General features: G+C 73.9%; 15 protein-coding genes. 8 read left to right on the top strand and 7 right to left on the bottom strand.

Features of this window, described 5'->3' with window-relative positions; genetic code table 11:
• Positions 1-22: 22 nt before the first annotated feature.
• Positions 23-913, bottom strand: a complete 891-nt coding sequence (locus ACGH7X_RS35020; protein ID WP_399893241.1) for an NAD(P)-dependent oxidoreductase — start codon at positions 911-913, stop codon at positions 23-25.
• A 173-nt stretch (positions 914-1,086) separates the two neighbouring features.
• On the opposite strand from ACGH7X_RS35020, the gene ACGH7X_RS35015 reads away from it, so the two are divergent.
• Entirely contained in the window at positions 1,087-1,551 is a 465-nt protein-coding gene (locus ACGH7X_RS35015) for a type II toxin-antitoxin system PemK/MazF family toxin (RefSeq protein ID WP_399893238.1), read from the top strand.
• Here the strand turns inward: ACGH7X_RS35015 and ACGH7X_RS35010 are convergent.
• Positions 1,536-2,390: a TIGR02452 family protein gene (locus tag ACGH7X_RS35010; protein ID WP_399893235.1), complete on the bottom strand. Its 855-nt coding sequence runs from the start codon at positions 2,388-2,390 to the stop codon at positions 1,536-1,538. The genes ACGH7X_RS35015 and ACGH7X_RS35010 overlap by 16 nt on opposite strands.
• A 227-nt stretch (positions 2,391-2,617) precedes the next feature.
• Between ACGH7X_RS35010 and egtA the strand changes: the two genes are divergently transcribed.
• From egtA to egtD, 4 genes are read left to right on the top strand one after another with little or no spacing between them, the layout of a single operon-like run.
• Positions 2,618-3,919 (top strand): ergothioneine biosynthesis glutamate--cysteine ligase EgtA, encoded by a 1,302-nt coding sequence (gene egtA, locus ACGH7X_RS35005; RefSeq protein WP_399893232.1) that lies wholly within the window; start codon positions 2,618-2,620, stop codon positions 3,917-3,919.
• Positions 3,916-5,268, top strand: coding sequence for an ergothioneine biosynthesis protein EgtB (gene egtB, locus ACGH7X_RS35000; RefSeq protein ID WP_399893229.1), 1,353 nt, complete (start codon positions 3,916-3,918; stop codon positions 5,266-5,268). Before egtA ends, egtB begins: the two co-directional genes overlap by 4 nt.
• Positions 5,268-6,080, top strand: a complete 813-nt coding sequence (gene egtC, locus ACGH7X_RS34995) for an ergothioneine biosynthesis protein EgtC (protein ID WP_399893226.1) — start codon at positions 5,268-5,270, stop codon at positions 6,078-6,080. Before egtB ends, egtC begins: the two co-directional genes overlap by 1 nt.
• Positions 6,077-7,048 carry an L-histidine N(alpha)-methyltransferase gene (gene egtD / locus ACGH7X_RS34990; protein ID WP_399893223.1) on the top strand — a complete coding sequence of 324 codons (972 nt, stop codon included), beginning with the start codon at positions 6,077-6,079 and terminating at the stop codon, positions 7,046-7,048. Before egtC ends, egtD begins: the two co-directional genes overlap by 4 nt.
• A gap of 83 nt (positions 7,049-7,131) precedes the next feature.
• Here egtD and ACGH7X_RS34985 read toward each other — a convergent pair whose 3' ends face one another.
• Positions 7,132-8,400 (bottom strand): extracellular solute-binding protein, encoded by a 1,269-nt coding sequence (locus tag ACGH7X_RS34985; protein WP_399893221.1) that lies wholly within the window; start codon positions 8,398-8,400, stop codon positions 7,132-7,134.
• A gap of 255 nt (positions 8,401-8,655) precedes the next feature.
• Here ACGH7X_RS34985 and ACGH7X_RS34980 point away from each other — a divergent pair, with 255 nt between their 5' ends.
• Positions 8,656-8,871 carry a dodecin gene (locus ACGH7X_RS34980; RefSeq protein WP_399893218.1) on the top strand — a complete coding sequence of 72 codons (216 nt, stop codon included), beginning with the start codon at positions 8,656-8,658 and terminating at the stop codon, positions 8,869-8,871.
• Between the two features lie 3 nt (positions 8,872-8,874).
• Here the strand turns inward: ACGH7X_RS34980 and ACGH7X_RS34975 are convergent, their stop codons facing one another.
• On the bottom strand, positions 8,875-9,366 hold the full coding sequence (locus tag ACGH7X_RS34975; protein WP_399893215.1) for a hypothetical protein: 492 nt from the start codon (positions 9,364-9,366) through the stop codon (positions 8,875-8,877).
• 59 nt (positions 9,367-9,425) lie between these two features.
• Between ACGH7X_RS34975 and ACGH7X_RS34970 the strand changes: the two genes are divergently transcribed.
• Together ACGH7X_RS34970 and ACGH7X_RS34965 are read left to right on the top strand one after the other, a co-directional pair.
• The gene (locus ACGH7X_RS34970; RefSeq protein WP_399893212.1) at positions 9,426-10,445 is read left to right on the top strand and encodes an LLM class flavin-dependent oxidoreductase; all 1,020 of its coding nucleotides are present in this window, start codon (positions 9,426-9,428) and stop codon (positions 10,443-10,445) included.
• Positions 10,446-10,507: 62 nt separating this feature from the next.
• The gene (locus tag ACGH7X_RS34965; RefSeq protein WP_399893209.1) at positions 10,508-12,853 is read left to right on the top strand and encodes an ATP-binding cassette domain-containing protein; all 2,346 of its coding nucleotides are present in this window, start codon (positions 10,508-10,510) and stop codon (positions 12,851-12,853) included.
• Between the two features lie 46 nt (positions 12,854-12,899).
• Here ACGH7X_RS34965 and ACGH7X_RS34960 read toward each other — a convergent pair whose 3' ends face one another.
• The 3 genes from ACGH7X_RS34960 to ACGH7X_RS34950 all read right to left on the bottom strand — a co-directional run bounded on the left by ACGH7X_RS34960 (position 12,900) and on the right by ACGH7X_RS34950 (position 15,499).
• Complete coding sequence (locus ACGH7X_RS34960; protein ID WP_399893207.1) at positions 12,900-13,829, bottom strand: DUF2382 domain-containing protein; 930 nt, start codon at positions 13,827-13,829, stop codon at positions 12,900-12,902.
• A gap of 72 nt (positions 13,830-13,901) precedes the next feature.
• Positions 13,902-14,729: a lysophospholipid acyltransferase family protein gene (locus ACGH7X_RS34955; RefSeq protein WP_399893204.1), complete on the bottom strand. Its 828-nt coding sequence runs from the start codon at positions 14,727-14,729 to the stop codon at positions 13,902-13,904.
• Positions 14,729-15,499: a GNAT family N-acetyltransferase gene (locus tag ACGH7X_RS34950; protein ID WP_399893201.1), complete on the bottom strand. Its 771-nt coding sequence runs from the start codon at positions 15,497-15,499 to the stop codon at positions 14,729-14,731. Before ACGH7X_RS34950 ends, ACGH7X_RS34955 begins: the two co-directional genes overlap by 1 nt.
• Positions 15,500-15,541: the final 42 nt, after the last annotated feature.

Raw genomic sequence — 15,541 nt, 5'->3', positions numbered from 1 at the left:
GCACCTGGTACCCCGGGCGGGCTCAGTCGCTCGCCTTCTCCACGAAACTGGCGAAGTAGGCCGCCGCCATGTCCTCGTCGCCGTGCCCCTGGGCGGCGGCCCGGGCCAGGCGTTCCGCGCCGGCCGCGGCGACGTCGAGACGGACGCCGTTCGCCTCGCCGGCCTCGACGATCAGCCGGGCGTCCTTCTCGGCGGTCGTGACGGCGAACTGGGCCGGTGTCAGCGCGCCGTCGCGGATCATCGCGGCCTTGGCGCGCAGATAGCCCATGTCGAGCGGACCGCCGGCGATGGCGTCGAAGAAGTTGTCCGGGTCCACGCCCAGCGCCTTGGCGAGCGCCAGGACCTCGCCGACCGCGTTGGTGGCGGCGAGGACCCAGCTGTTGGCCACCAGCTTGAGCCGGGTCGCGCTGCCGGCCGCGCCGTCCACGCCGGTCCACACGGTGCGGGAGCCGACGGCGTCGAACACCGGCGCCACCGTGGGCCGCGCGTCGGTGGGACCGGCGGCCAGCACCAGCAGTTGGCCGGCCTCGGCGGGCTGACGGGTGCCGAGGACCGGGGCGTCGAAGAAGACGAGGCCGTGTTCGTGGGCGAAGGCGGCCAGGTCGGCGACCGCGTCGACGCCCGCGGTGGTGGACTGCGCCCACACGGCTCCGGGGCTAAGGCCGGGCGCGGCCCGCCGCATGACGTCGAGGGCGGCCGGGCCGTCGTACAGCATGGTCAGGACGACGTCGGCGCCCCGTACGGCCTCCTCCGGGCTGTCGGCGACGTGCGCGCCTTCGGCGGCCAGCGGCTCGGCCTTGTCCCGGCTGCGGTTCCAGGCGCGGACGGTGTGTCCGGCGCGGGTGAGGTTGCGGGCCATCGCGGCACCCATGATGCCGGTGCCCAGGACGCTCACGGTGAGCTGGTCGGTCATGACGTCGCCTTCTGACTCGTGCGGTCGGTGGCACGCGCCCCCGGACAGGGGCGGGGGCCCGGTGATCAGCCTGCCACCCGATCGCGGCCGGCGCCGACCGACGCGGTGGGGCCGTGGCCTTCCCGACACGGGTCACCGCACGTCCGCGCGGAACCGTCCCGTACGGTACGGCCGTGAGCGCCTTTACCGACGACATCGACAGCAACGGCGAGACCGTCCCCGGACGTTACGGTCCCTCCGCGACCACCGAGGCCGACCCCCGGAAGGTGGGCCGGGTGCGTACGGAGTACTCCCCCGCGCACGACGGAGACCCCGATCCCGGCGAGATCGTCTGGACGTGGGTGCCCTATGAGGAGGCGGACGGCCGGGGCAAGGACCGGCCCGTGCTCGTCGTCGCCCGGGAGGCGGCCGGGACGGTGCTGGCCGTGCAGTTGTCCAGCAAACGGCACGACGGCGACCGCGAGTGGGTGCCGATCGGGAGCGGGCCCTGGGACCGCTCCGGGCGCGACTCCTGGGTCGACGTGGACCGGGTGCTGCGGCTGCACGACGCGGGTATGCGGCGCGAGGCGTGCGCCCTGGACCGGATGCGCTTCAACCTCGTACGGCAGCGGCTGCGGGAGCGCTACGGCTGGAGCTGACCGGGACGGCCCGCGCCCTTGGGGAAGGCGCGGTCGAACGCCGCCCGGACGGTGCCGCCCGGGGTGCGGTCCAGGATGCCGAACGCCACGCGGTCGAAGGCGTCGGCGAACCGTCCGCCGGGCCCGAGCAGCGTCCGGAACGCGCCCGCCACCTGGGCCGGGTCGTTGCGGAACACCCCGCAGCCCCAGGCGCCGAGCACCAGCCGCCGGTATCCGTGCGCCGCGGCCGTCTCCAGCACCCGCTCGGCGCGCACGGCAAGGGCGGCGGGCAGTTCGGCGGCGCGCTCCGGGGCCGTGCGCAGCACCACCCCGGCGTTCGGCGCGGCGGAGGTGAGGAATCCGGCCGGGTACGGCTCGTCCAGCAGGCGGCCTCGGTCGTCGCGGAAGACGGGCACGGCGGGTGAGTGGATGACGCGGTCCGTGTAGAACGGGTCGCGGTGGGCGCGGTGGTGGTCGTAGAACTCGCGCGCCCGCAGCAGGCAGGTGTACAGGGCCGAGGCCCGGCACAGGGCCTCCTCCTGGGCCTGGGCGCCGTTGAGGTAGCCGCCGCCGGGGTTGCGGGCGGAGGCGAAGTTCAGGACGGCGACCTCGCCGCCGAGGCGCCGGGCGGCCTCCAGGCTGCTCTCGCCGGTCACCTCGAAGACCGTTCGCGCCGGTGCGCGGGGGGCCACGCCGACGGGCTCCGGCCCGTACGTCCGCGTACCGTCCCGTGCCGCCTCGATCGCCGCCCCGACCGGCACCTCGTGGCCGTCGGGCGTGCGGTAGAGCCCGGCCGTCACGATCTGTTCCGTCTGCTGTGCGATGCCCCGCAGGCGCGCGCTCTCCCCCGTCGTGCTCATGCGGGAATCCTGGGTGATGCTGGTGATGCGGTGCAACGGAGTTTCCCGACCGGCGAACGACGGGGAAAGCCCCCGGAAACGGGCGGGTCGCGGAGATTACCGAGCTGGAACGTCCTGATATGCACCCTTGTGCGGAGCGGCACGAGGGTCTTGGGTGGGACGAGTGTGCCGACCCGGCCCACCGCAAAAGGGTCGGCGGCATGGTGGAATCTCAGGAGGATCCCGACATGTCCGATTCGGTTGGTGGCTGTATCCGGCCACGTACCGCCGTCAGTGAGGCCGAGGTCGAGGCGCTGGTCCACGGCATCTGCTTCAAGACCGGCCCGCCCGAACGCCTCGGCGTCGAGGTGGAATGGCTCGTCCACGAGCTGCGCGCGCCGCGGCTCCCCGTATCACCCGAACGGCTCCAGGCGGTGTACACCGCGCTGCGGGCCGTGCCCCTGAGGTCGGCGCTGACCGTCGAACCGGGCGGCCAGCTGGAGCTGAGTTCGCTCCCCGCCGCCTCTTTGACGGAGTGCGTCCGTTCCGTCTCCGCCGACCTGGACGCCGTCCGCGCGGTCCTGCGTGAGGACGGTCTCGCCCTCGTCGGCCTCGGCCACGATCCCTGGCACACGCCGCGCCGCTTCCTGCGGCAGCCGCGTTACGACGCCATGGAGGCCTGTCTCGACCGCAACGGCCCCGGCGGCCGCTTCATGATGTGCACGTCCGCCTCCGTGCAGGTGTGCGTGGACGCCGGGCACGAGGAGCCCGGGCCGCTGGGTCACGTACGCCGCTGGTGGCTGGCCCATCACCTGGGCGCGGTACTGCTCGCCGCGTTCGCCAACTCCCCGCTGGCCGAGGGGCGACCCACGGGCTGGCGGTCCACCCGGCAGCTGCGGTGGACGCAGATAGGCACCGGCCGGGCCGGCGGCCCGCCGCTGGACAGCGACCCGCGCCGCACCTGGACCCGGCACGTGCTGGACGCCCCGGTGATGTGCGTACGCCGCGACGGCGGTCCCTGGGACGTGCCGGAGGGCCTGACCCTGCGGGAGTGGACCCGGGAGCTGGTGCCGAGGCCGCCGACCCGGGAGGACCTCGACTACCACCTCACCACGCTGTTCCCGCCGGTGCGGCCGCGCGGCCACCTGGAGCTGCGCATGATCGACGCACAACCCGGCGACGACGGATGGATCGTGCCGCTCGCCGTGACGGCGGCGCTGTTCGACGACCCGGAGGCCACGGAGACCGCCTACCGGGCCGTGAAGCCACTCGCCGAGCGGACCCTCGGCCGGCCCGCCCCGCACAATCCGCTGTACGAGGACGCGGCCCGCGACGCACTCACCGACCCCGAACTGCGGGAGGCGGCCGCCACGTGCTTCACCGCGGCGCTCGCCGCCCTGCCGCGGCTCGGCGCGAGCACCGAAGTCACGGACGCGGTCGCCGGGTTCCTGGAGCGCTACGTCCGCCGGGGCCGCTGCCCCGCCGACGATCTGCTGGACGAGCTGTACGACGGCGGCCGTGGCCCGCACGGGAGGGAGACCCGCTCATGACCGACCCCACCAACGACACCGCGACCACCGCCGACGAGGCGGCCACGGACGCCGGGAGGCTGCGTGAGCGGGCCCTGGCCACGCTGGTCACCGCCCGGGAGCGCACCACGCTGCTGACCAGTTGCGTGGAGGGTCCCGACCTGACCGGCCAGGTGTCGCCGCTGATGTCCCCGCTGGTGTGGGATCTGGCGCACATCGGCAACCAGGAGGAGCAGTGGCTGCTGCGCGCGGTGGGCGGGCAGGAGGCGATACGCCCCGAGATAGACAGCCTGTACGACGCCTTCGAGCATCCCCGCTCCCAGCGGCCGAGCCTGCCGCTGCTGGCGCCCGCCGAGGCCCGCCGGTACGCGGCCGACGTGCGCGGACGGGCCCTGGACGTGCTGGAGTCCACCGCGTTCGACGGGACCCGGCTCACCGAGGCGGGCTTCGCCTTCGGGATGATCGCCCAGCACGAGCAGCAGCACGACGAGACCATGCTGATCACGCACCAGCTCCGCAAGGGCCCCCAGGCCCTGACCGCCCCGGACCCCGACCCGGTGCCCCTGTTCACCGGCGCGGCCGAAGTCCTCGTCCCCGGCGGCCCGTTCACCATGGGCACCTCCACCGAGCCGTGGGCGCTGGACAACGAACGCCCCGCGCACCGGCGCGAGGTGGCGCCGTTCTTCCTCGACACCGTCCCGGTGACCAACGGCGCCTACCGGGCCTTCATGGACGACGGCGGCTACGAGGACCCGCGCTGGTGGGCACCGGCGGGCTGGGACCACATCCGCCGGCACTCCATCACCGCCCCGCTGTTCTGGCGCCGCGACGGCGGGCAGTGGCTGCGGCGGCGGTTCGGTGTCACCGAGGCGGTGCCGGCCGACGAGCCGGTGGTGCACGTGTGCTGGTACGAGGCCGACGCCTGGGCCCGCTGGGCCGGCCGCCGGCTGCCCACCGAGGCCGAGTGGGAGAAGGCCGCCCGCCACGACCCGGCGGGCGAGCGCACGGCCCGCTACCCGTGGGGCGACGCGGACCCGGGACCGGAGCACGCCAACCTCGGCCAGCGGCACCTGCGTCCGGCGCCCGCGGGCAGCTACCCGGCCGGCGAGTCGCCGCTCGGGGTACGGCAGTTGATCGGCGACGTGTGGGAGTGGACGTCGAGCGACTTCACCCCGTACCCGGGCTTCCGGGCCTTTCCCTACAAGGAGTACTCCGAGGTGTTCTTCGGGCCCGAGTACAAGGTGCTGCGCGGCGGGTCCTTCGCCGTGGACGCGGTGGCCTGCCGGGGCACGTTCCGCAACTGGGACTACCCGATCCGGCGGCAGATCTTCTCCGGGTTCCGCACCGCGCGGTCGGCGGAGGTCGCCTGATGTGCCGTCACCTCGCCTACGTCGGCCCCGCCGAGACGCTCGGCCGGCTCCTGGTGACGCCGCCCCACGGCCTGTACCGCCAGTCCTGGGCGCCCCGCCACCAGCGGCACGGCACGGTCAACGCCGACGGGTTCGGCGTCGGCTGGTACGCCGAGGGCGACCCGGTACCGGCCCGCTACCGCCGGGCGGGGCCGATCTGGGCCGACCAGTCCTTCGCCGACCTGGCTCGAGTGGTGCGCACCGGCGCACTGCTCGCGGCCGTACGGGACGCGACGCTCGCGGGCGCCGACGCGGAGGCCGCGGCGGCACCGTTCGCCACGGGGACCTGGCTGTTCAGCCACAACGGCGCCGTGACCGGCTGGCCCGGCTCGCTCGCGCCGGTGGCCGCGACGCTGCCGCCCGAGGACCTGCTCGCGCTGGAGGCCCGCAACGACTCGGCGCTCGTGTGGGCGCTGGTACTGGCCCGGCTGCGCGCCGGCGACGACGAGGGCCGGGCGCTGGCCGAGACGGTGCTGGAAGTGGCCGCGGCGGCCCCCGCCTCCCGGCTCAACCTCCTGCTCACCAACGGCGCCGCCGTCACCGCCACCACCTGGGGCGACACCCTGTGGTACCTGACCCGTCCGGGTGGCGGCACGGTCGTCGCCTCCGAGCCCTACGACGACGACCCGCACTGGCAGGAGGTCCCCGACCACACCCTGCTCGCGGCGAGCGGCACGGACGTGCAGCTCACCCCGCTCAAGGACCCGGGCACCACCGCCCCGGGGCCCGGTCCGACCGACGCTTTCGGCTCTGAGAAGGAGACCCGCACGTGAGCCAGTTCCGCCTGACCCGGACGTTGCCCGAGGACGCCACGGACGCCGCCCTGCGCGCCGACGTCCTGGCGGGCCTGACGAGCACGCCCAAGTGGCTGCCGCCGAAGTGGTTCTACGACGCGCGGGGCAGCGAGCTGTTCGAGGCGATCACCGCGCTGCCCGAGTACTACCCGACCCGGGCCGAGCGGGAGATCCTGGTCGACCGGGCGGACGAGATCGCGGCGGCGACCGGGGCCCGGACCCTGGTGGAGCTGGGGTCCGGCTCCTCGGAGAAGACCCGCATCCTGCTCGACACGCTGACTCGGCTGACGGGGCTGACCGGCTATGTGCCGGTCGACGTCAGCGAGAGCGCCCTGACCCAGGCCGGCCAGGCGCTCGTCGCCGAACGGCCGGACCTCCAGGTGCACGCGCTGATCGCCGACTTCACCGGGGGTCTGACGCTGCCCGACACGCCGGGCCCCCGGCTGGTGGCGTTCCTCGGCGGCACCATCGGCAACCTGCTGCCCGGGGAGCGCGCCGCGTTCCTGACCGCCGTCCGCGCCCTGCTCGCCCCGGGCGACGCCCTGCTGCTGGGCACGGACCTGGTCAAGGACGAGCGGGTACTGGTCCGGGCGTACGACGACGGGGCCGGGGTGACGGCCGAGTTCAACAAGAACGTGCTGTCCGTGATGAACCGTGAGCTGGAGGCGGACTTCGAGCCCGCGGCCTTCGAGCACGTGGCGCTGTGGAACGCCGAACGGGAGTGGATCGAGATGCGGCTGCGCTCGCGCACCGCGCAGACGGTCAAGGTCCAGGCGCTCGACCTGGCCGTGGACTTCGCGGCCGGGGAGGAGTTGCGCACCGAGGTGTCCGCGAAGTTCCGGCGGGAGGGCGTACGGGCCGAACTGGAGGCGGCCGGGCTGGACCTGACCCACTGGTGGACGGACGGCGAGGCGCGTTTCGCACTGTCGCTGAGCGTGGCGCGCTGAGCGTGAGGCGCTGAGCCCGCCGCACTGGGCGTGAGGCGCTGAGCGTGGCGCGCTGAAGACGGCGCGCCACGCCCGGCCGACCGTCAGCGCGCGTTGACGTCCAGCAGTTCGGTGACGCGTTCGGAGGCCCGGCGGGCCTCCGACTCCGCGTCCGCCCCCGTGAGCACCTTCGTCATGTACTCCTTGATCGGGTTGTCGGCCTCGACCGCGCCCCACTGAGGCGTACCGGGGGTCGCGCGGCCCTGTGCGGCGCCGGCCGCCATGGCTGCGACCCCCTCCTCGTCCGCGACGGCCTTGGCGAGCGACTTCTTGTTCGGGACGTAGTTCATGGTGCGTGCCAGGTCGGTGTTCCACTTGGTGCCCACGAGCGCCTCGACCACGGCGAGCGCACCGTCCCGCTGGTCGGAGTTCTTCGGGACGACGAGGTCCGAGCCGCCGGTGAAGACGGCGCCGGGTTTGCCGGCGCTCTTGCCGGGCACGGGGAAGAAGCCGAGTTCGCCCTTGAGTTCGGGGTTCTCGCCCACGATGGACTGGGCGAGGCCCGGCACCGCGACGATCTGCGCGACCTCTCCCTTCGCGAACACCCCGGACTGCGGCGGGTGCTCCTCGTCGGCGTCGAGCGGGCCGTCGCCCAGGGCCTGGAGCTCGCGGTAGAAGTCCATGCCGCGCAGGGCCGCCTCGGAGTCCAGGGCGCCCGTCCAGGTGCCGCCCTCGCCGTCCTGGGTGGCCAGCTCGCCGCCCTCGTCCCAGATGAAGCCGGAGAGCGTGTACCAGTCCTGTCCGGCCAGGTAGATGCCCTGGTCGCCGCCCTTGTCCAGCTTCTTCGTGGCGGTGAGCCACTCCTCGCGGGTGCGCGGCGGCTCGGTGATGCCGGCCTGCTCGAAGAGGTCCTTGCGGTAGATGACGACGCGGTTGGCGGCGTACCAGGGGATGCCGAACTGCTGGGACATCCACTGCCCCGGTTCGGCGAGGCCCGGCAGCCAGTCGCGGATGCCCCAGTCGCGCATCGACTCCAGCGTCAGGTCCTGGAGCCGGCCGCCCTCCGCGTACTGCGGGACCTGTGTGTTGCCGACCTCGACGACATCGGGGCCGTCCGTGCCGTCGGCCTTCAGCGCGGTCTGCACCTTGTCCCCGATTCCCGTCCACTCCTGGATGCGGATGTCCAGGTCGAGGTCGGGGTGGTCGCGCTCGAAGTCCTCGGTGAACCGGCGCAGGAAGTCCTGCGAGGCGCTGTCCTTCATCAGCCACACGGTGACGGTGCTCCGCTCGCCCCCGCCGTCCTGCGAGATGAGGCCGCAGCCGCTGACCAGGGAGGCGGACACACAGACAAGGGCGAGGAGGCGACGTCTCACGAGGGGTCCTTCTGTCTGACGGACAGGGGGCGGAGGCGGACAGGAGTGTCCTGCGCACGCGAAGGGAGACCCGACGTGGGGGGACGAGCTCGAGGCTCGAACGGGTGTATGAGATTTTGGTATGTACCAATGGGAAGGTCAAGAGGGTGACGGACGGTTGCCGTCCGGAAAGCCGATGCCTCGCGCTCCGTCCCGACTTGGGGCACGGTGGAGTGACGCACGGCACACCGCTGCCCCGCGGAAGGGAGCACCCGCATGTCGAACCACACCTACCGCGTCACCGAGGTCGTCGGCACCTCGCCCGACGGTGTCGACCAGGCCGTCCGCAACGCCGTCACCCGCGCCTCGCAGACTCTGCGCAACCTGGACTGGTTCGAGGTGACCCAGGTGCGCGGCCAGATCGAGGAGGGTGAGGTCGCGCACTGGCAGGTCGGACTGAAGCTCGGCTTCCGCCTGGAGGAGTCGGACTGACGCTCAGGTGCGGCCCTCGCGCTCCTGCGCCGCCCGCAGCTCGGCCGACCGGGCCGCCCAGCGCGCCCTCAAAACGGTGAATCCGGCACGCTCGGCGTCGTCGCAGACCAGCTCGTCGTCGTCCACCAGGACCCGGACCTCGCGGGTCCGCGCGAGCCGCCGCAGGATCTCCAGCTTGGTGCGCCGGGCGGGCCTGCGGTCGGCGTCGCCGCGCATGTGCACGACCCCCTCCGGCAGGCCGTGCGCGGCCAGCCAGTCGAGCGTGTCGCGGCGGCAGCGCTCGGGCCGTCCGGTCAGATAGACGATCTCGCACTCCCCGGCGGTCTCCCGCACCAGCGCCACGCCCTGAGCGAGCGGCGGATCGTGCGGCGCGGCGGCGAAGAAGGCGGCCCAGTCGCGCGGCCGGCGCTCCAGGAACCGCTGCCGGTGCGCGGTGTCGGCGAGGGTGTTGTCCAGGTCGAACACGGCCACCGGGGGCCCACTGCTGTCGCTCACCCGCCCACCCTAGAACGCGGCCGCGGGAATCTGTGCGGCGTGGGGGCGTTGAACCCCATGTGACCTCGAGCCTCGCCACCACCCGCTTCTCCGTCCTCGACCGCTCCCGCATCCGCGCGGGCCGCACCGCCGGGGAGGCGCTGCGCGGCACCGTGGAGCTGGCGCGGGAGGCGGAGCGGCTTGGCTACCACCGGTTCTGGGTGGCGGAGCACCACGGCGTGCCCGGGGTGGCCGGATCGGCGCCGACCGTGCTGGCGGCCGCCGTGGCCGGCGCCACGAGCCGCATCCGCGTCGGCACCGGGGGCGTGATGCTGCCCAACCACCGGCCGCTGGTCGTCGCCGAGCAGTTCGGCGTGCTGGAGTCGCTCTTCCCCGGCCGGATCGACATGGGGCTCGGCCGCTCGGTGGGCTTCACCGACGGCGTACGCAGGGCGCTGGGCCGGGACAAGGACGACGCCGACGACTTCGACGCCCAACTGGCCGAGCTGCTCGGCTGGTTCCGGGGCACCTCGCCCACCGGCGTGCACGCGCGCCCCGCGGAGGGGCTGACCGTGCCGCCGTTCGTGCTGGCCATGGGCGAGGGCGCGGCCGTCGCCGCCCGCGCGGGCCTGCCGATGGTCATCGGGGACCTGCGCGACCGGGACCGGATGCGCCGCGGCATCGACCGCTACCGCGCCGGGTTCCGCCCCTCCGAGTGGAGCACGGAGCCGTACGTCGTCGTCTCCGGCACCGTCGCGGTGGCCGCCACGCCCGAGGAGGCGCGGCGGCTGCTGGTCCCGGAGGCGTGGTCCATGGCCCACGCCCGCACCCGCGGGTCCTTCCCGCCGCTGCCCCCGGCCGAGGAGGTCGGGGCCCGGACGATGACCGCCAAGGAACGGGACCTGTACGAGGCCGGTCTCGCGGGCCACATCGCCGGCACCGGGGAGCAGGTCGCCGACGAGCTGGAGGCCCTGGTGAAGGAGACGGGCGCGCAGGAGGTCCTCGTCACCACCAGCACGTACGACCGCGAGGCGCTGCTGGACTCCTATCGGCGGCTCGCCCGCGCCGTCGGCGCCGGGACGCACGCCGCCCCGGCGTAGAATCGCGGGGTTTGTCCCCCACGTCCGCTGCCGCGACCGAAGACCGTACGGAGTTCCCCGCGATGCACAGCCCCCACGACCCGTACGTCCGGGTGCGCGACGCCCGCGAGCACAACCTCCAGGGCGTGGACGTGGACGTCCCCCGGGACGTGGTCGCCGTGTTCACCGGAGTGTCCGGTTCCGGGAAGTCGTCGCTGGCCTTCGGGACGGTCTACGCGGAGGCGCAGCGGCGCTACTTCGAGTCGGTCGCGCCGTACGCCCGCCGGCTGATCCACCAGGTCGGCGCCCCCAAGGTCGGCGAGATCACCGGGCTGCCGCCCGCCGTGTCGCTACAGCAGCGCCGGGCCGCTCCGACGTCGCGCTCCTCGGTGGGGACGGTCACCAACCTGTCCAACTCCCTGCGGATGCTCTTCTCCCGCGCCGGCGACTATCCGCCGGGCGCCGAGCGGCTCGACTCCGACGCCTTCTCGCCGAACACGGCGGCCGGGGCCTGCCCCGAGTGCCACGGGCTCGGCCGGGTGCACCGCACGACCGAGGAACTGCTGGTCCCCGATCCGTCCCTGCCGATCCGGGACGGCGCCATCGCCGCGTGGCCGGGCGCCTGGCAGGGCAAGAACCTGCGCGACGTCCTCGACGCGCTCGGGTACGACGTGGACCGGCCGTGGCGCGAGCTGCCCGCCGAGCAGCGGGAGTGGATCCTGTTCACCGACGAGCAGCCGGTGGTCACGGTGCACCCGGTGCGGGACGCGGGCCGCATCCAGCGGCCGTACCAGGGCACGTACATGAGCGCCCGGCGCTATGTGATGAAGACGTTCTCGGACTCGAAGAGCGCCACACTACGGGCGAAGGCGGAGCGCTTCCTCGCCAGTGCGCCGTGCCCGGTGTGCGGCGGCGGCAGACTGCGGGCCGAGGCCCTGGCGGTGACCGTCGGCGGCCGCACCATCGCCGAGCTGACCGCACTGCCGCTGACCGAACTCGCCGGGACGCTGCCGACCGACGGCGAGACGGCCAGGGTGCTCACCGGTGACCTCACCGCACGCATCGCACCCGTCGTCGAGCTGGGGCTCGGCTATCTCAGCCTCGACCGCGCGACCCCGACCCTCTCGGCGGGCGAGTTGCAGCGGCTGCGGCTGGCGACCCAGCTGCGCTCCGGACTGTTCGGGGTCGTGTACGTCCTCGACGAGCCCTCGGCGGGCCTGCACCCGGCCGACACCGAGGCCCTGCTGACGGTGCTGGAGCGGCTGAAGGCGGCCGGCAACTCGGTGTTCGTGGTGGAGCACCATCTCGGCGTGATGCGCGGCGCGGACTGGATCGTGGACGTCGGTCCGCGGGCGGGCGAGCACGGCGGGCGGGTGCTGTACAGCGGTCCGGTCGACGGGCTGGCCGGGGTCGCGGACTCCGCGACGGCCCGGCACCTCTTCGACCGCTCCCCCGCCCCCGTGCGGGAGGTACGCGCCGCGCGGGGCACCGTGACGGTCGGTCCGGTAACCCGGCACAACCTGCGCGAGGTGACCGCGCGGTTCCCGCTCGGGGTGCTGACCGCGGTGACGGGCGTGTCCGGTTCCGGGAAGTCGACGCTCGTCGGCGAGATCACCGAGGACCTGCCGGACGTGGGCCGGCTGGTCTCCGTGGACCAGCGGCCGATCGGGCGCACCCCGCGCTCCAACCTGGCCACGTACACGGGCCTGTTCGACGTCGTGCGCAAGGTCTTCGCGGCCACCGGGCAGGCGCGCGAACGGGGTTACGGCGTGGGCCGGTTCTCCTTCAACGTGCCGCAAGGGCGCTGCGAGACCTGCCAGGGCGAGGGTTTCGTCAGCGTCGAGCTGCTGTTCCTGCCGAGCACGTACGCACCCTGTCCGGACTGCGGCGGGGCGCGCTACAACCCGGCGACGCTCGAAGTGACGTACCGGGGACGGAACATCGCCGAGGTGCTGGACCTGACGGTGGAGGACGCGGCGGAGTTCTTCGCGGACACGCCGGCGGTGGCGCGCAGTCTGGCCGCGCTGCTGGACGTCGGTCTCGGCTATCTGCGCCTCGGCCAGCCGGCGACGGAGCTGTCCGGCGGGGAGGCGCAGCGCATCAAACTGGCGAGCGAGCTCCAGCGGGGGCGGCGAGGCCACACCCTGTATCTGCTCGACGAGCCGACGACCGGTCTGCACCCGGCCGATGTCGCGGTGCTCATGCGCCAGTTGCACGGGCTGGTCGACGCCGGTCACACGGTGGTCGTCGTCGAGCACGACATGAGTGTGGTGGCGGGCGCCGACCATGTGATCGACCTCGGCCCGGGCGGCGGCGACGCCGGTGGCCGGGTCGTCGCCGCGGGGTCTCCGGCAGAGGTGGCGCGGGCCGGCGGCGGTGCCACCGCGCGCTATCTGGCCCGCGCCCTGGACGGCGGGACGCGCCGGTGAAGTCCGTTCACCGGCGCACGCACGGTCCCGCGACGGCGGGGGACGGTCACTCGCGGCCCCGACGGGTGTCGTCCTCGGTGAGGGACTCGGTCTCGGCCTCGATGCGTTCCTTGCGGACCTGGCCGCGTACCGTCTCGTTCTCGGTGTGCTCCTCCGTGGTCATCCGGACGCGCTCCACCGGCACCGCCTCGGTCTCCACGACGGGGCGTTCCGCGTGCAGCGTGACCTCGTGCTCGGCCTCGCTGATCTCCGGCCCGGCCATCGCCTCGTCACGGTTGGCCTCCGTGATGGGCTCGCGCACCACCCGCACTTCCTCGTGGGTCACCGGAACGGATTGCTGGACCTCTTCCGTGACCACGTACTTGTGCAGCCTGGCCCGGCCCGACTCGTGCCGTTCGACACCGACGCGCATCTGCTCCTCGGAGCGGGTCATGTACTCGTCGCCGCGCATGCCCTCGCGGTCCATGGCACCCTGACGGCCGGTCTTGCCGCCCGCCGTACCGGCCATGCCCGCGGTCCCGGCATCGTCCTTCGTGCCCGCGGCTCCCGCGGCTCCCGCGGCACCTGCCGCCCCGGCGGCGCCCGCCGCACCGGCTGTGCCGGGTCCGGCCGCCCAGCGGCCGTCGTCGGTGCGCTCGGCCTCGGACAGCACGCTGTCCCAGTTGATGCCGTAGTAGTCGTAGAGCCGGTGCTCCTCGGACTCCGACAGATGGCCGCCCGCGTCGACGTCGACATTGGGCGCGCCCTTGATGTGGTCCTTGCGGTAGGGAACCTCGAGGTGGTCCTGCACCAGCGCGGCGTCGCGAATGGGTATGAAGGACTCGCTGGAGCCGAACATGCCCGTCTTGACGCTCACCCACTCGGGACGGCCGGTCATGTCGTCGAAGAAGACATGCTTGGCGTCGCCGATCTTGTTGCCGTCCCCGTCATAGACCGGTTGGTCCAGGACGTTGGCGATCTCTTCACGGGTGATCATCTGCCATCACCCTCCTTCCGGAGTGTCTGTCTTCCGGATGTCCGTATCAGCGGTACGGAAACTGCGCATACGTCACAAACCACACATACTTTTCGAAGGTGCTTTCCCCTGGTGGCCGTGGGGGTGGTGACCGGCGGCCTCGGCCAGCGCGCGGCGGTCGTGATGGCGGCCCGGCGGGACGGCGGGGCACACCTCCACCTCCGCGGTCAGCGCGCGTGCCGACGCCACCCGCCACAGCGAGGCCAGCAGCGTGTCCGCGCCGACGAACGCGGGGGCCGTGCTCACCGCCGCCCGCTCGCCGGCCCGGTAGCGGATGCGGACCGGCTGGACCGGCACTCCGGCGTCCAGGGCGGCCTGGAAGACGGCGCGGCGGAAGGACCCCCGGGCGCGTCCGCACCACGTGCTGCCCTCGGGAAAGGCGGCGACCGCGGCGCCCGCGCGCAGGGCCCGCGCGATCACGGCGACCGTGTCCGGCAGGGCCCGCAGCCGGTCCCGTTCGATGAACAGCACCCCGCCGCGGGCGGCCAGCGCGCCCGCCACCGGCCAGCGCCGGATCTCGCTCTTGGCCAGCATCCTGGCGGGGCGCACGGCGGCGAGCAGCGGGATGTCGAGCCAGGAGACGTGGTTGGCGACGAGGAGCAGCCCGCCCCCGGGCGCGGCGGCTCCCGTGACGCGGACCCGGACGCCGGCGGCCCCTACGATCCACCGGCACCAGCGCCGCACCACGGCGTCGGGGACTCTCCCGCGGCCGAGCGGCGTGAGCACGACCGCGATCCCGGCCAGGAGCAGGACTGCGACCGACGTCAGCCGCAGCACGGCGCGCGGTGCCGCCACCGCCGCCCGGACCGGCTCCACGCACGTCCCCGGAGTACAGGGCGCGACGGGCAGCCAGCCGCTCATCAGGCCGGGACCAGGGAGAGGAAGTGCCGCAGATAGCGCGGGTCGACCCGGCTCATCGGCAGCAGCACGTACAGGTCCGCGACGCCGAAGTCCACGTCGTGCGCGGGTTCCCCGCAGACCCAGGCGCCGAGCCGGAGGTAGCCGCGCAGCAGCGCCGGCAGTTCGGTACGGGCGGCGGGCGCGGCGGCGCGCGGGATCCACGGGAGCAGCGGCCGCACGCGGTACTCCTCGGGCGCCAGGTGCTTGGCCCGCACCCGGTCCCAGGCGCCGGCCGCGAGGGCCCCGCCGTCGGCGAGCGGGAGCGAGCAGCAGCCCGCCAGCCACTCGTGCCCGCGGTCGGTCATGTACCGGGCTATGCCGGCCCAGACGAGGCCGATGACGGCGCCGTCGCGGTGGTCCGGGTGCACGCAGGAACGGCCGACCTCGACCAGGCCGGGCCGGATCCCGTCCAGCGCCGCGAGGTCGAACTCGCTCTCCGCGTACAGCCGCCCGGCGACCGCCGCGCGCCCCGGCGGCAGCAGCCGGTAGGTCCCGACGACCTGCCCGGTCGTCTCCTCGCGCACGAGCAGGTGGTCGCAGTACGCGTCGAAGGGGTCGACGTCGTACCCGGGTTGGGGGCTCGCGAGCAGCGCGCCCATCTCCCCGGCGAAGACGTCGTGCCGCAGCCGCTGCGCGGCCCGCACGTCGTCCTCGTCGCGGGCGAGGGTGACGGTGTAGCGGCGGGGCTCGGCGGGCTTCGGGCGGCGGTCTGCGGTCAGTACGCCGGTCATGGGTGCTCTCCTGGTCGTGGGGACGGCTCCGCCTCAGTTCTT

Source organism: Streptomyces sp. BBFR51, from assembly GCF_044591655.1.
Taxonomy (GTDB): domain Bacteria; phylum Actinomycetota; class Actinomycetes; order Streptomycetales; family Streptomycetaceae; genus Streptomyces.
The sequence above is the reverse complement of the archived record's forward strand: the minus strand, read 5'-3'. Positions and strand labels throughout refer to the sequence as shown.

What these genes read in the sequence shown, in the direction of transcription:
- ACGH7X_RS35020 (WP_399893241.1), bottom strand. Translation starts at nt 913, where the DNA reads ATGACCGACCAGCTCACCGTGAGCGTCCTGGGCACCGGCATCATGGGT.
- ACGH7X_RS35010 (WP_399893235.1), bottom strand. Translation starts at nt 2,390, where the DNA reads ATGAGCACGACGGGGGAGAGCGCGCGCCTGCGGGGCATCGCACAGCAG.
- egtA (WP_399893232.1), top strand. Translation starts at nt 2,618, where the DNA reads ATGTCCGATTCGGTTGGTGGCTGTATCCGGCCACGTACCGCCGTCAGT.
- egtB (WP_399893229.1), top strand. Translation starts at nt 3,916, where the DNA reads ATGACCGACCCCACCAACGACACCGCGACCACCGCCGACGAGGCGGCC.
- egtC (WP_399893226.1), top strand. Translation starts at nt 5,268, where the DNA reads ATGTGCCGTCACCTCGCCTACGTCGGCCCCGCCGAGACGCTCGGCCGG.
- ACGH7X_RS34980 (WP_399893218.1), top strand. Translation starts at nt 8,656, where the DNA reads ATGTCGAACCACACCTACCGCGTCACCGAGGTCGTCGGCACCTCGCCC.
- ACGH7X_RS34965 (WP_399893209.1), top strand. Translation starts at nt 10,508, where the DNA reads ATGCACAGCCCCCACGACCCGTACGTCCGGGTGCGCGACGCCCGCGAG.
- ACGH7X_RS34960 (WP_399893207.1), bottom strand. Translation starts at nt 13,829, where the DNA reads ATGATCACCCGTGAAGAGATCGCCAACGTCCTGGACCAACCGGTCTAT.
- ACGH7X_RS34955 (WP_399893204.1), bottom strand. Translation starts at nt 14,729, where the DNA reads ATGAGCGGCTGGCTGCCCGTCGCGCCCTGTACTCCGGGGACGTGCGTG.
- ACGH7X_RS34950 (WP_399893201.1), bottom strand. Translation starts at nt 15,499, where the DNA reads ATGACCGGCGTACTGACCGCAGACCGCCGCCCGAAGCCCGCCGAGCCC.